The organism is Floricoccus tropicus (assembly GCF_001832905.1).
Classification (GTDB): Bacteria; Bacillota; Bacilli; order Lactobacillales; family Streptococcaceae; genus Floricoccus; species Floricoccus tropicus.
Genome location: NZ_MKIR01000012.1, coordinates 347,180 through 360,732, shown reverse-complemented (window position 1 = coordinate 360,732; position 13,553 = coordinate 347,180). Strand labels below are relative to the sequence as shown.

Here is a 13,553-nt window from a genome sequence, read left to right as displayed (position 1 = left end):
AACGAAATTCCAATCTTTAGTATAGCACTCAATTAATTTAATAGCAAATAATTAGGAATAACACCAGAAATTTTCAGGAAAGACAAAATATATATTTTGAATAATAAGATGAATTTATTTAAATCCGTTAATTTGGTACAATAAGTATATTATACATTTAGGAAGAAATATTAATGAATCAATCAATAAAAAAATCTCAAAGAATTGTAGTTAAAATAGGAACTAGCTCCTTAATTTATGCTAATGGAAGTGTGAACTTGGCAAGTATTGATCAACTTGCATTTTCTCTTTCTGCCTTACAAAAGGAAGGAAAGGAAGTAATTTTGGTAACTTCTGGGGCGATTGGAGTTGGGCTTGATAAATTGAATCTCAAAAAAAGACCAACTTCAATTCCCGAGCAACAGGCAATAGCTGCGCTTGGACAAGCAACCCTGATGAATATTTATTCTCAAAGATTTTCATCATATAATCAAGAGACTGCGCAAGTTCTTTTAACTCGAGATATAATAGACTATCCGGTTAGCCGTGAAAATGTAACTAATACTATTGAACAGCTTATAAAAATGGATATTATTCCAATTATAAATGAAAATGATACTGTATCAGTTGAAGAGATGGATCATCAGACAAAATTTGGTGATAATGATAAGCTATCTGCGATTGTCGCAGGACTTACCAATGCTGATTTATTAATAATGCTTTCAGATATTGATGGTTTTTATTCAGCAAATCCACTTGAGAATCCAGATGCCAAACTCTATCGTCAGGTTCAAGAAATTAACGATGACTTGATGGAAAGAGCTGGAGCTGCTGGTTCTAGATTTGGTACGGGGGGTATGGCTAGTAAATTAAAGGCTGCAAAGCTCATTTTAGAAAATAATCAATCAATGATTTTAGCTAACGGTAGTGATCCAAGAATAATTTTGGATATTGTGGCTGGTGAAGAAATAGGAACTTTATTTTCAAAAGTTGATGATGGGAGAGAAAATGACTGAAAATTATATAGATATTTTGGGAATAAGAGCAAAAAAAGCTTCTCGCGAGCTTGCTTTACTTGATTCTAAGACAAAGGATTTTTTACTTGGTAAAATGGCTGAAGCACTTGAAGTAGTTTCTAAAGAAATTTTAGTGGAAAATGCTAAAGACCTAGCTCAAGCAGACTCTAATGGTATTAGTGAGACTATGCAGGATAGACTTAGACTTACTGAAGAACGTATTACTGCCATGGCAGATGGTATTCGTCAGGTTGTAGGACTTTCAGATCCAATTGGTCAAGTTGATAAGATGTGGCGTAATGAGGACAACCTCTTAATCGGCAAGCAACGTGTTCCTCTAGGAGTAATAGGAATTATCTATGAATCACGTCCTAATGTAACAACTGATGCAGCGGCGTTATGCTTTAAAACTGGGAATGCTGTTATTCTTCGAGGCGGAAAAGATGCCTACAATTCTAATAAGATACTTACTGAGGTTTTACGTGCTACCCTTGTTGTTGAAGGTTATTCACCGGATGCTATTCAATTTGTTGATGATACAAGCCATGAAGTAGCAAATCAAATGATGAAAGCAACTGATTATCTTGATGTTTTGATACCTCGAGGAGGGGCAGGTCTTATTAGACGTGTAAAAGAAAGTGCAACCGTTCCCGTTATTGAAACTGGTACTGGTAATAATCACGTTTACGTTGATAAAGATGCACAAATAGATATGGCATTGAATATAGTAAATAATGCAAAAACGCAACGTCCTTCGGTATGCAATGCTGCAGAAACTGTCCTTGTCCATTCAGATATCGCTGAAAAATTCTTGCCGAAATTAGAGGAATTATTACTCGAAAAAAAGGTTCAATTAAGAGCAGATGAGCAAGCTATAAAGTATTTGAAATCAGCAATCCCTGCTGAAGAAGATGACTGGTCAACTGAATATCTTGACTATATTTTGGCTGTCAAAATTGTATCTTCAATTGAAGAAGCGATTGAACATATTAATAAGTATAATACCAAGCATTCAGAAGCAATAGTTACAGATAATTACTTTGCTTCTCAAAAATTCTTAGCAGAAGTAGATGCGGCAGCGGTATATGTAAATGCTTCTACTCGCTTCACAGATGGTCTCGTTTTTGGTTTTGGTGCTGAAATTGGTATATCCACTCAAAAACTACATGCGCGTGGTCCGATGGGACTTGAAGAATTGACTTCCACAAAATATATTATTTACGGTGAAGGACAAATTAGAGAATAGAAAAAGGATTGGTTTAAACCAGTCCTTTTTGAATACTATTCATTATTTTCTTCAATTTTTTCATATTCATTCTTTAATAGTCCCATAAAGTATGAATCATGGTATTCACCATTACTAAAGAATTGATCTCTCATAGTTCCTTCTATAATAAAGCCACATTTTTTGTAGATATGTACTGCTGGAAGATTATCAACATCAACATATAAATACACTTTATGCATATTTAGCATTAGAAAAGCATATTCGATACCTTTTCGTAAAGCTTCAGTTGCTAGACCTTGACCACGGAATTTAGTGATAATTACAATTTGAATTTCACAGTTGCGATGGATATAATCAATATCCATTAACTCAACAATACCAACAAATTCATCATTTAACTCAATAACAAAACGACGTTCATGTGAATCTCTAATATGTTTATCGTAAAGAATTGTCAATTCATCCAGTGATTCATAGGGTTCCTCAAACCAGTAAGCCATCGTAGCTCTATGATTATTAATTTTGTGGATGTTAGGCAGGTCAGTTCTCTCAAGTGCTCTAATTTTCATATATATTGTTCCTTTCTGATCATCTTAATTATTGTTTATATCATACCATATAAGGAAAAATTAATAAAATAAGCGATATTATATGATGAAAAATTCAAAGTGTTTTTCCTGTGATTTTCTGAAAAAATATTAAGCTTTTTCTCTTGCTAAAAGATTTATTAAGATATATAATAATTTTCGTGGATAAAAAATGTCTATAATGGATATTTAAAATCCGTAACAGATAAAGATTATCTACTAAAGAAGGAGGTGCGTATGCAATTAACGAAGGCTTTTGAACAAAGTGTATGTGTAATGGCAATGCTTACGACACAAACAAAAGATATACCGCTCGGTTCATATAGTATTCATAAGCATTTGGGTGCTTCAGCAACTTACATTCAAAAAATTGTAAGGAAACTAGTTGTATCAAATCTTGTTCTTTCTGTTTCTGGACAAAGAGGTGGATTTATGTTGGCAAGACCGGCTGAAGAAATTTCATATCTTGACGTTGTTGAGGCGATTGAAGGTCCGGTTGATACTTTTCCAAATACCAGCCTTATTGGTAAAGTTTTGGGAAATGTAACAGATGATGACAAGATTAATAAGGCAGAAGTTGGACTACACCGTGCTTTTAAAGAAGCAGATGAAAAGTGGCGTGCAAGTCTTGCGAGCGTGACTATCCAAGATTTAGTAAATGAATCTTTAGACGGACAAATATTTAAAACTACTAACTGGAACGAATATGCTCCGAAAAATGAATTGTTAGTAAAAAGATTATTAAAAGGGGGAGATAAATCGTGATTAAAGAAGAATTTAAGAAAATTCGCTCCAACAAATTGCTTCTTGCAACAGTTGTAGTTATATCACTCTTACCGATCATGTATGCAGGTGTATTCCTGAAATCTATATGGGATCCATACGGTCACATGGACAATCTACCAGTTGCGGTAGTAAATGAGGATAAATCAGTTGATTTCCAAGGAAAGAAACTTGATGTGGGTGATCAGGTTGTAAATAACCTTAAGAGTAATAAATCTCTTGACTGGAATTTCGTTTCAGCAAAAGATGCAAAAGATGGATTAAAAGATCGTAAATACTACATGATAGTTACAATTCCAGAAAACTTTTCTGAGAATGCAGCAACAGTATTAGATCCAGATCCACAAAAACTAGACTTAAAATATGAAACAAACCCAGGGGTTAACTTCCTAGGTGAAGTAGTAAGTGATACCGCAATGACACAATTGAAGGCGCAAGTTGGTGAAAGTGTCAGTGATTCATATGTCAAAGCAATTTTCTCAACAATTAAAACTGTTGGAAATGGTATGACTCAAGCGGCAGATGGTGCTAAAAAGATTAACGATGGTACAAATAAGGTAAATGACGGAGTTAGTCAATTGAATGAGAAAGTACCAACACTTGCATCAGGTGTTAATCAATTAGATTCAGGTGCAGGTCAACTAAACTCAGGTATTCAACAATATACAGCAGGAGTTAGCCAGGTAGCAACTGGTCAAAACCAACTTAATGATGGAATTAATCAATTAAGTGGTAAAGTTCCAGCTTTAGCATCAGGTGTAGGCCAACTATATTCAGGTGCTGATCAACTAAACTCAGGCATTCAAAAATATACAGCAGGAGTAGGTCAAATAGCAACTGGTCAAAATCAACTTAATGATGGAATCAATCAATTAAGTGGTAAAGTTCCAGCTTTGGCATCAGGTGTTAATCAATTAGATTCAGGTGCAGGTCAACTAAACTCAGGTATTCAACAATATACAGCAGGTGTTGGTCAAGTTTCAAACGGATTAAATAAACTAAGTCCTGGCATATCAAGCTTGTATAATGGTATTAATCAATATACAGTGGGAGTAGGTCAAATTTCGAATGGGCTAAATCAATTAAATAGTAAACTTCCAGAATTTGAAAAAGGAATATCTACTCTTACAGATGGCTCAAAAAAACTTGAAGAAAGCTTAAATAATATTCCTCAAAGTTTTGTGGATAGTCAGAGTCAATTAGATTCATATTTACAAAACGTTGATACATATTTGGACACAGTAAATTCGACATTATCATCTTTTGATGGAATTGATGTTTCATCATTAGATAATTTAGTGAATATAAAGTCAAACTTAGAATCTGTTGCGACCGAATTACAAACAGTTGGTTCAAGTCTTCAAAATATTCAAAATGGTATTTCAAGTGCTAATGAATCAGATGTTCAGTCAAATACTTCAGCAGTCATAAGTGCATTGAAAAATAGTGGGGTTGAACTTACATCAGAACAAACTTCCCAAGTTGGAAATGCTTTAGCAAACAACGCATCAAATAGCCAAGTTAATTCTTTAATAAGTTCAGAATTGGGCCAAGCAAAATCTAGTCTTGGAAATATTGCTTCTAAAATGAGTGAAATTTCTTCTACAAGTAATATAGATCTCTCAGGAATGAAAAATGCAATGTCTGTTCTTCCTGAACTTAAAGAAAAAACAAATGCATTGGCAATTGCATCTAAGTCTGCAACACCTGCTTTAACAAGCGCTGTTGATGGACTAGTAAAAGTGAAAACTCAAGTAGTACCTGGAGCTGTTCAACTGTCTGGTGGAATGAGTGAATTAAATGATAAATTTTCTCAAATGTCTGAAGGTATTGGAAGTTTAGGAGTTGGAGCTAACCAACTAGTGAAAAATTCATCAGAATTAAATAATGGATCGAAACAAGTTGTATCAGCTGTAAATGAGCTTCAAGCAGGGGCAAACAGTATAAATAAAAAATCATCAGATTTAAATGATGGTTCTTCTAAAATATCAAATGGTTTAAATAAAATAAATGGGAATATTCCTTCTCTTACAAACGGAGCACAAAAATTAGTTGATGGTAGTAATAAGCTAGTTAAAGGTACTACTGAACTAAACGAAAACTCATCAAATTTAAATGACGGTTCAAATAAATTATCAAATGGTTTAAATCAATTAAATGGAAATATCCCTGCTCTTACAGAGGGAGCACAACAATTAGTTGATGGAAGTAACAAACTTGTTGATGGTACTAGGACTCTGGATAGCAAATCAGGAGATCTAAACAGTGGTTCAAGCAAACTTGCAAATGGACTTACTGAACTTAATGGAAATGTTCCAGCTTTAACAAATGGTGTAAGCCAATTACTTGGTGGAACTAGTCAGCTAGTAACAGGAACTGGTCAATTATCAAGTAAACTTCAAACTGGTTCTGAAACAATCAAAAAAGTAAATCTTACAGACAAGAATGCAAATATGATTGCTTCACCAGACAAAACTACTCAAAGTAAATACAGTGAAGTTCCAAACTATGGACATGCTTTAGCACCATACTTCATGAGTGTTTCACTTTATGTCGGTGCTCTAGTATTTAACTTTGCATATCCAATTCGTAAGGTTGCTAATCGTAAGAAAGCAACAGCTGCCAATTGGTTCTCAAGTAAGGTAGCAGTAGGTGGAATGGTTGCGACAGCAATGGCACTAGTTATTGGATTAGTAATGCAAATGATTGGTCTTAAAGTTGATAATCAGTTTGAATACTTCGCAATGCTTTTAATCACTTCATGGGCTTACATGTTCCTAGTAATGTTCCTAGCAATGACTCTTGATAATCCAGGACGTTTCATCGCTATGATCCTCCTAGTTCTACAATTAGGTTCAGCTGGTGGTGTATTCCCAATGGAAATTATTAGTAAATTCTACAATGTAATCCATCCATATGTTCCTATGACATACTCAATTTACGGCTTGCGTCAAGCAATCTCAGGTGGTCTAGGTAATCAAATGTTTACAAGTTCATTCTTCATATTACTTGTAACAGCAGCAGCGTTCATTGGACTATTATACTTGTCAATGAAACATTTGTTCAAAAAAGGTATGGCAGGTTATTCACAACTTAATGATAATCAAAAGTTAATGGATGATAACTATGATAATAAAGGTAGCTATACATTATGGTAAAAAGGAAGTTAATCAGTGAAAACTGATTAACTTTTTCTATATTTTAATCAATTTTCAATATAGTAAAAAACTGAATAATTAGAAAATAAAAATCTTTTGTAAAAGAAAAGTAAACACAGACAATACCTTACAAAACGCTTGCAATCTCACGAAATTTAAGTATAATAGTATAGTAATGATAGGTTGTTATGCCCAAACTATCTGATTATATTTTATAAAAACCATAGGAGGCTTTTTTTAAAAATGGCAAAAGAAAAATATGACCGCAGCAAACCGCACGTTAACATTGGTACAATCGGACACGTTGACCACGGTAAAACTACTCTTTCTGCGGCAATCTCTAAAGTATTAGCTGACAAACAAGGTATCGAAGCAACTGACTTTGCTTCAATCGATGCTGCACCAGAAGAACGCGAACGCGGAATTACTATCAATACTGCTCACATCGAGTATGAAACTGATAAACGTCACTATGCGCATATCGACGCACCAGGACACGCGGACTACGTTAAAAACATGATCACTGGGGCTGCCCAAATGGACGGAGCTATTCTTGTAGTAGCTGCAACTGATGGACCTATGCCACAAACTCGTGAACATATCCTTCTTTCACGCCAAGTAGGTGTTAAATACCTAGTAGTATTCCTTAACAAAGTTGACTTAGTTGACGATGAAGAATTACTTGAATTGGTTGAAATGGAAGTTCGTGATCTATTATCTGAATACGATTTCCCAGGAGATGATACTCCAATCGTAGCTGGATCTGCTCTAGGAGCACTTAACGGCGAAGAAAAATGGGTTGAAAAAGTTTCAGAACTTATGGATATCGTTGACGATTATATCCCAACTCCAGAACGTGATACTGACAAACCTTTACTATTACCAGTCGAAGATGTATTCTCTATCACTGGACGTGGTACTGTAGCATCAGGACGTATCGAACGTGGTACTATCCGTGTTAATGATGAAATCGAAATCATCGGACTTAAACCAGAAAGCACTAAAGCTGTTGTAACTGGTGTTGAAATGTTCCGTAAACAACTTGACGAAGGTCTTGCTGGAGATAACGTTGGTGTACTTCTACGTGGTGTACAACGTGATGATATCGAACGTGGTCAAGTTATTGCTAAACCAGGTTCAATCACTCCTCATACTAAGTTTAAAGGTGAAATCTACGTTCTTTCTAAAGAAGAAGGTGGACGTCATACTCCATTCTTCGATAACTACCGTCCACAGTTCTACTTCCGTACAACTGACGTAACTGGTAGCATCAAACTTCCTGAAGGAACTGAAATGGTAATGCCAGGGGATAACGTAACTATTGAAGTTGAACTTATCCACCCAATCGCTATCGAACAAGGAACTACATTCTCTATCCGTGAAGGTGGACGTACTGTTGGTTCTGGTATCGTTTCAGAAATCGAAGCTTAATTTTAAGTTTTGAATAAGATATAGTATCTGTTGGTCGGACAACAGATGTATACCTTCTGAAAAAAGGCTCGTTAATTCGAGCCTTTTTGTATTGTAAAAAAATAAATCACTCAGATAGTTCTGAGTGATTTATTTTAAATTTCTTCTTTAGTAAATACATTTCTATCTATTAATGAATCAAGTTGGAAGTAAAACTTTTCTGCAAGAGGTTCATTTTCTTCTGAATCAAAAATATTAACTCTTCTTAGACCTGACTTATCAGTGATGATCATTTTGAAACCATCTAATGTTTTATTTACAGTTATTTTTAATAGGAAACCATCATTCGAGTTTGGAATAAATTCAAGATTACGTGTTAATTCATAATTTCCTGTTTTTGTTTCTTTAAAAGTTGTATCTTTTAAAGTATATTTTTTGATACTAGGTGATAAAGTGTATTTGTATTTACTATCTTCTAAGTGAATTTCTTTTTCAAAAGCCATTTTATTCTCCTAAAATTTCTATTAATTTATTTGCAAGTTTATCAACATCATCTTTTGTATTATATTCCGAAAAACTAATTCGGACATTCTCTTTAAGTTTAGGACTATTTTCGCCATATATTGAACTTAATACATGGCTAGGTTCTATAGCACCAGCAGTACAAGCACTACCTGTGGAAATAGCTATTCCTGCAAGATCAAGTTTCATCAGTAGCATATCTTGATTCTGGTTAGGAAATCCGAGATTTAACACATGAGGCATTGTTGGACCAAACTCATTTTTGTAAAAGTTTAAATCTGAGATTGCTTCTAAAAAATCTTCCTTAAGACTTTCGATATAAGAAAAATTTTTGTCATATTCTTTTGAGCTTTCTATTAAAGCTTGAGACATTCCAACGATTCCTGCGATATTTTCAGTACTTGGTCGACGTCCATCTTCTTGCTCGCCACCGTGAAGTAAGTTATCAAATTTATTGGAGTCTGAGTATAAGAAACCAATACCTTTTGGTCCATGAAACTTATGAGCTGAAGCAGAAAGGAAGTCAATGCCTAATTCTTTTGGATGTATTGGAACTTTTCCAGCTACTTGAACTGCATCTACATGATATACTGCTTGATGGTCTTTAAGAATTTCTCCAATTTCTTTTATTGGTAAGAGACTCCCAGTTTCATTATTGGCAAACATTGTACTTACTATTATTGTGTCATCTCTCAATGCATTTTTAATAGTATTTGTTGTAATTAGTCCATTTTCATCAGGATTTATGTAGGTTATTTCAAAACCAAAACGTTTTTTTAAATATTCAGTAGCATGTAGAACTGAGTGATGTTCAATTGATGTTGTTATTATATGGCGACCTTTATCTTGATTTGCGAGCGCATATCCGATAAGTGCTGTATTGTTGGCTTCGGTTCCACCCGATGTAAAAATTATATCATGAGCGGGAACTTCCAGTATATCAGCAATTGTTTGGCGTGATTGACGAATGATTTTTGAGGCATCACGTCCATAATTGTGGATACTTGAGGGATTACCGTAATGATTTGTCATTACTTCAAGCATAGCATCAATGACACTTGGCGACATTGGAGTAGTGGCGGCGTTATCTAAATATACCATGATTCTCCTTTTGTAAAGTAAAGGCTTAAGAAACAATAGTCTCTTAAGCCTAAGTAAATCTTAATGATGATTTTTATCGAATTCAAACAGTGGACTTACTGGTTTATTTTCATGAATACGGATAATTGCATCAGCAATAAGTTCTGATGCTGTAAGATATTTGACCTTGTCAGGCTTGATTGTATTTGTCTTTACTGAGTCAGTAACTAAAATTTCTTTGATTTCAGTATTATTTAATAGGTCACTTGAACCTGGTGTAAATAATCCGTGGCTTGCTACAACGTAAACATCTTTTGCACCGGCTTCTTTAACGATTGCGGAAGCACTAGCAAATGTTTTACCTGTTGTTAAGATATCATCAATTAAAATAACATCTTTTCCGGCAACATCACCAATTACATAACCGTTTTCACGATGCTTATCATCGTCTTCATAGTCGACGATTGCTAGTGGTGATTCTAAGTACTCAGCTAAGCTTCTAGCACGTTTAACACCACTATTTTTAGGAGCAACAACGACAACGTTATCACCTAAAATACCTTTTTCGCTATAATATTCAGCGAATAGTGGTGTAGTGAATAAATTATCAACAGGAATGTCAAAGAATCCTTGAACTTGAACTGCATGAAGATCTAAAGTAACAACACGGTCAACTCCAGCTTTCACTAACATATTTGCAACAAGTTTTGCTGTTATTGGCTCGTGAGGAGCTGCTGTACGGTCTTGACGTGCGTATCCAAAGTAAGGCATTACAACCGTTATAGAGTTGGCACTTGCTCGTTTACAAGCATCAATCATAATTAGTAATTCTAATAGATGATCATTTACTGGGTAACTTGTTGATTGAATGATGTAGATATCAAATCCACGCACACTTTCTTCAATATGGATTTGAATTTCTCCATCTGAAAATTGTCTTGAAAATAGATCCCCGAGAGGAACACCGGCATGTCCGCTAATTTTGTTAGCAAGTTCTTCGTTTGAGTTTAGGCTGAAAAGTTTAAGATGGGAGTCTTTGTACTTGTCTGTCAATGTTATTCTCCTTCTAGAAAGCAATATATATATTATTCTATCAAAAAATGGTATTTATTCCCAGTAAATTGAAAAAAATCTTTAACTAAGTCGCCATAAAAAACACACTTCAAATTTATTAAGATAAATCTAAAGTGTGTTTTTATTTTAATCAATATTTTCATCTGAAAAACTTCCTGCATTAGTCTTTATTTTTATATAATCTAATTGCTTTACCTTAGGTAGTTTTAAACAAAAAATATTTCCAAGAAGAATGCTCGCGCCAGAAATAATAAGTAATGCTGGAATTCCTAATTTTTCAGCAGCAGGTCCTGCAAATATAAGACCAATAGGCGAAGCTAATGAGGTCAATGACATACTTATTGACATTACTCTTCCAGTTTGTTCGGCTGGGTATGCTTGTTGAACTATAGAAATGAATAATCCATTTGTCGCCATATAGCCAATACCTGCAGGTACTTGCAGGGCTAAAAAGTACCACAAATTATTTCTATCACTTGGAAGCAGTCCCATAATAATAAATGAGATACCAGCAAGAGTAAACCAAAGTACTCCCTTAGTTAATCGTTTTTTTGTATTTCCGACAAACCCAATGATTGCACCACCGATCAGTGAGCCAGTAGCCTAAGCAACTTCTACATAGCTTGCGTCAGAGATAGTTCCTTTGAAATGTTCAGTTGTAATTAAGGGATATAAACTGAATCCAGGCATTGAAAACATCATAATTAGAGTAATAATTATGGTAAATTGAAATATTGACTTATTTGATCGAACGAGATTAAATCCTTCAGTTAATTCTTTTATGTATGATTCGTTCTTATTTTCTTCTTGAAAACTAACAATTTTAATCATTAAAACTGCTATTGTTCCAAAAACTGCACCTAATACATCAATTAACATGATTTGGGAGATTGGCATTATTCCATAAAAAATGCACCAATAGCAGGTGTAACAAGCATTGAAGCTGAGTTAAAAGCGCCGTTTAGCCCTCCAACTTTGGGAACAAAATCCTCTGGAACTAAGGTTGGAATGATAGATTGTGTTGTGGGAGTTTGGACAGTTCCAGCAAGGCTACGAATAAAAAGTGCTAAGCAAATCATCCAGAAAGGTAAATTTCCACCTTGACCAATAAGGGCTAAAATGATAGCTGAAAAGGCTACAATCCAGTCGCTAGCTATTAATAGAATCTTTTTATTGATTTTATCAATCAACGGCCCAATAAATGGAGAAATAAAGATACCTGGAAGGAAGGCCATAATTGTACTTATAGCAAGTATCGTGGGACTCTTTGATTTATCAGTCAGATACCAAATCAATGAATATTGTACAATCATACTAGTAAATGTCGAAAGTTGCTGACCAGTGAAGAGAATATAAAAATTTCTTTTCCACGAATCGATACCATTTAAATGGCTAATTTTATTGTTTTCTGTCATAATATTTATTTTATGATATAAATTTATTTGAAAAAAGATACCTTTCAGTTTAAAATAAGTTAAAGAATAAAGAGGTGGTCTATGAAAAATTTCGAAAAATCAGATAAATTAGAACATGTGAGTTATGATATTAGAGGCCCTGTTTTAGATGAAGCGGATCGAATGATAGCTAACGGAGAAAAGATATTGCGATTAAATACAGGTAATCCGGCAGAATTTGGCTTTACAGCACCAGATGAAGTAATCAGAGATTTAATTATCCACGCAAGAGATTCAGAAGGTTACAGTAATTCTAAAGGTCTTTTTTCAGCTCGCAAGGCAATTATGCAATACTGTCAATTAAAAGGCTTTCCAAATGTAGATGTCAATGATATTTATACTGGAAATGGTGTTAGTGAATTAATAGTTATGTGTATGCAGGGCCTTTTAAATAATGGTGATGAGGTTCTTGTTCCAATGCCTGATTATCCGTTATGGACTGCTGCAGTAACACTTGCTGGTGGAAATGCTGTTCATTACATATGTGATGAGCAGGCTGAATGGAATCCAGATATTGCAGATATTAAATCAAAAATTACGTCAAATACTAAAGCAATAGTTTTAATAAATCCAAATAATCCGACAGGAGCTCTTTATCCTAAAGAAATACTAGAGGAGATAGTTGAAATTGCTCGCCAAAATAATTTAATTATTTTTTCAGACGAAATTTATGATCGCTTAGTGATGGATGGGCTGCAACATATTCCAATTGCAACTCTGGCTCCAGATTTATTCGTTGTTACATTAAATGGACTATCAAAATCACACAGAGTCGCTGGATTTCGTGTGGGTTGGATGGTCTTATCAGGTAATAAATCAAGGGTTAAAGGATATATTGAAGGTTTGAATATGTTGGCAAGTATGCGCCTATGTTCAAATGTATTAGCTCAACAAATTGTTCAAACTTCTCTTGGTGGAACACAGTCTGTTGATAAACTTCTTTTGCCTGGTGGAAGAGTATATGAGCAAAGAGAATTCATATATAACGCTATGAATGATATACCAGGAATTACAGCTGTGAAACCCAAGGCTGCTTTCTACATCTTCCCTAAAATTGATACTCAAATGTACAATATAAATGATGACGAACAATTCGCATTAGATTTCTTAAAGGAGAAAAAAATTCTTCTTGTTCATGGCCGTGGTTTTAATTGGAATCAACCAGATCATTTCAGGATAGTTTATTTACCAAGAGTAGATGAGCTTTCAAAAATTCAAGAAAAAATGACAGACTTTTTGTCACATTATAAGCAATTTTAAAA

The 13,553-nt window shown here is 34.4% G+C and carries 13 protein-coding genes; 6 read left to right on the top strand and 7 right to left on the bottom strand.

The annotated features are described in order from the left end of the window. Positions 1-173: 173 nt before the first annotated feature. On the top strand, positions 174-995 hold the full coding sequence (gene proB, locus BG261_RS05540) for a glutamate 5-kinase (protein ID WP_070792161.1): 822 nt from the start codon (positions 174-176) through the stop codon (positions 993-995). After that, positions 988-2,241, top strand: coding sequence for a glutamate-5-semialdehyde dehydrogenase (locus BG261_RS05535; protein ID WP_070792160.1), 1,254 nt, complete (start codon positions 988-990; stop codon positions 2,239-2,241). The genes proB and BG261_RS05535 overlap by 8 nt, the downstream gene beginning before the upstream one ends. Before the next feature lie 35 nt (positions 2,242-2,276). Here BG261_RS05535 and BG261_RS05530 read toward each other — a convergent pair whose 3' ends face one another. Further along, complete coding sequence (locus BG261_RS05530; RefSeq protein ID WP_070792159.1) at positions 2,277-2,792, bottom strand: GNAT family N-acetyltransferase; 516 nt, start codon at positions 2,790-2,792, stop codon at positions 2,277-2,279. A 255-nt stretch (positions 2,793-3,047) separates the two neighbouring features. On the opposite strand from BG261_RS05530, the gene BG261_RS05525 reads away from it, so the two are divergent. The 3 genes from BG261_RS05525 to tuf all read left to right on the top strand — a co-directional run bounded on the left by BG261_RS05525 (position 3,048) and on the right by tuf (position 8,182). Beyond that, positions 3,048-3,575 carry an Rrf2 family transcriptional regulator gene (locus tag BG261_RS05525; protein ID WP_070792158.1) on the top strand — a complete coding sequence of 176 codons (528 nt, stop codon included), beginning with the start codon at positions 3,048-3,050 and terminating at the stop codon, positions 3,573-3,575. After that, positions 3,572-6,751, top strand: coding sequence for a YhgE/Pip domain-containing protein (locus BG261_RS05520; protein ID WP_070792157.1), 3,180 nt, complete (start codon positions 3,572-3,574; stop codon positions 6,749-6,751). Before BG261_RS05525 ends, BG261_RS05520 begins: the two co-directional genes overlap by 4 nt. 243 nt (positions 6,752-6,994) lie before the next feature. Continuing rightward, entirely contained in the window at positions 6,995-8,182 is a 1,188-nt protein-coding gene (gene tuf / locus BG261_RS05515; protein ID WP_070792156.1) for an elongation factor Tu, read from the top strand. Positions 8,183-8,316: 134 nt separating this feature from the next. On the opposite strand, the gene BG261_RS05510 is transcribed toward tuf, so the two are convergent. The 6 genes from BG261_RS05510 to BG261_RS11240 all read right to left on the bottom strand — a co-directional run bounded on the left by BG261_RS05510 (position 8,317) and on the right by BG261_RS11240 (position 12,252). Continuing rightward, entirely contained in the window at positions 8,317-8,664 is a 348-nt protein-coding gene (locus tag BG261_RS05510) for a DUF1831 domain-containing protein (RefSeq protein ID WP_070792155.1), read from the bottom strand. Position 8,665: 1 nt separating this feature from the next. Further along, the gene (locus tag BG261_RS05505; protein WP_070792154.1) at positions 8,666-9,784 is read right to left on the bottom strand and encodes a cysteine desulfurase family protein; all 1,119 of its coding nucleotides are present in this window, start codon (positions 9,782-9,784) and stop codon (positions 8,666-8,668) included. Between the two features lie 60 nt (positions 9,785-9,844). Next, positions 9,845-10,816, bottom strand: coding sequence for a ribose-phosphate diphosphokinase (locus BG261_RS05500; protein WP_070792153.1), 972 nt, complete (start codon positions 10,814-10,816; stop codon positions 9,845-9,847). Between the two features lie 147 nt (positions 10,817-10,963). Continuing rightward, a complete protein-coding gene (locus BG261_RS11250; RefSeq protein ID WP_267887299.1) occupies positions 10,964-11,425 on the bottom strand; it encodes an MFS transporter in 462 nt (153 codons plus the stop codon). 15 nt (positions 11,426-11,440) lie between these two features. Continuing rightward, the gene (locus BG261_RS11245; protein ID WP_083318282.1) at positions 11,441-11,734 is read right to left on the bottom strand and encodes an MFS transporter; all 294 of its coding nucleotides are present in this window, start codon (positions 11,732-11,734) and stop codon (positions 11,441-11,443) included. After that, on the bottom strand, positions 11,734-12,252 hold the full coding sequence (locus BG261_RS11240) for an MFS transporter (protein WP_083318281.1): 519 nt from the start codon (positions 12,250-12,252) through the stop codon (positions 11,734-11,736). Before BG261_RS11240 ends, BG261_RS11245 begins: the two co-directional genes overlap by 1 nt. Positions 12,253-12,333: 81 nt before the next feature. Between BG261_RS11240 and BG261_RS05490 the strand changes: the two genes are divergently transcribed. After that, a complete protein-coding gene (locus BG261_RS05490) occupies positions 12,334-13,551 on the top strand; it encodes a pyridoxal phosphate-dependent aminotransferase (RefSeq protein WP_070792152.1) in 1,218 nt (405 codons plus the stop codon). Positions 13,552-13,553 lie beyond the last annotated feature (2 nt).

What these genes read in the sequence shown, in the direction of transcription:
- BG261_RS11240 (WP_083318281.1), bottom strand. Translation starts at nt 12,252, where the DNA reads ATGACAGAAAACAATAAAATTAGCCATTTAAATGGTATCGATTCGTGG.
- tuf (WP_070792156.1), top strand. Translation starts at nt 6,995, where the DNA reads ATGGCAAAAGAAAAATATGACCGCAGCAAACCGCACGTTAACATTGGT.
- BG261_RS11245 (WP_083318282.1), bottom strand. Translation starts at nt 11,734, where the DNA reads ATGCCAATCTCCCAAATCATGTTAATTGATGTATTAGGTGCAGTTTTT.
- BG261_RS05505 (WP_070792154.1), bottom strand. Translation starts at nt 9,784, where the DNA reads ATGGTATATTTAGATAACGCCGCCACTACTCCAATGTCGCCAAGTGTC.
- BG261_RS05530 (WP_070792159.1), bottom strand. Translation starts at nt 2,792, where the DNA reads ATGAAAATTAGAGCACTTGAGAGAACTGACCTGCCTAACATCCACAAA.
- BG261_RS05535 (WP_070792160.1), top strand. Translation starts at nt 988, where the DNA reads ATGACTGAAAATTATATAGATATTTTGGGAATAAGAGCAAAAAAAGCT.
- BG261_RS05490 (WP_070792152.1), top strand. Translation starts at nt 12,334, where the DNA reads ATGAAAAATTTCGAAAAATCAGATAAATTAGAACATGTGAGTTATGAT.
- BG261_RS05510 (WP_070792155.1), bottom strand. Translation starts at nt 8,664, where the DNA reads ATGGCTTTTGAAAAAGAAATTCACTTAGAAGATAGTAAATACAAATAC.
- proB (WP_070792161.1), top strand. Translation starts at nt 174, where the DNA reads ATGAATCAATCAATAAAAAAATCTCAAAGAATTGTAGTTAAAATAGGA.
- BG261_RS05525 (WP_070792158.1), top strand. Translation starts at nt 3,048, where the DNA reads ATGCAATTAACGAAGGCTTTTGAACAAAGTGTATGTGTAATGGCAATG.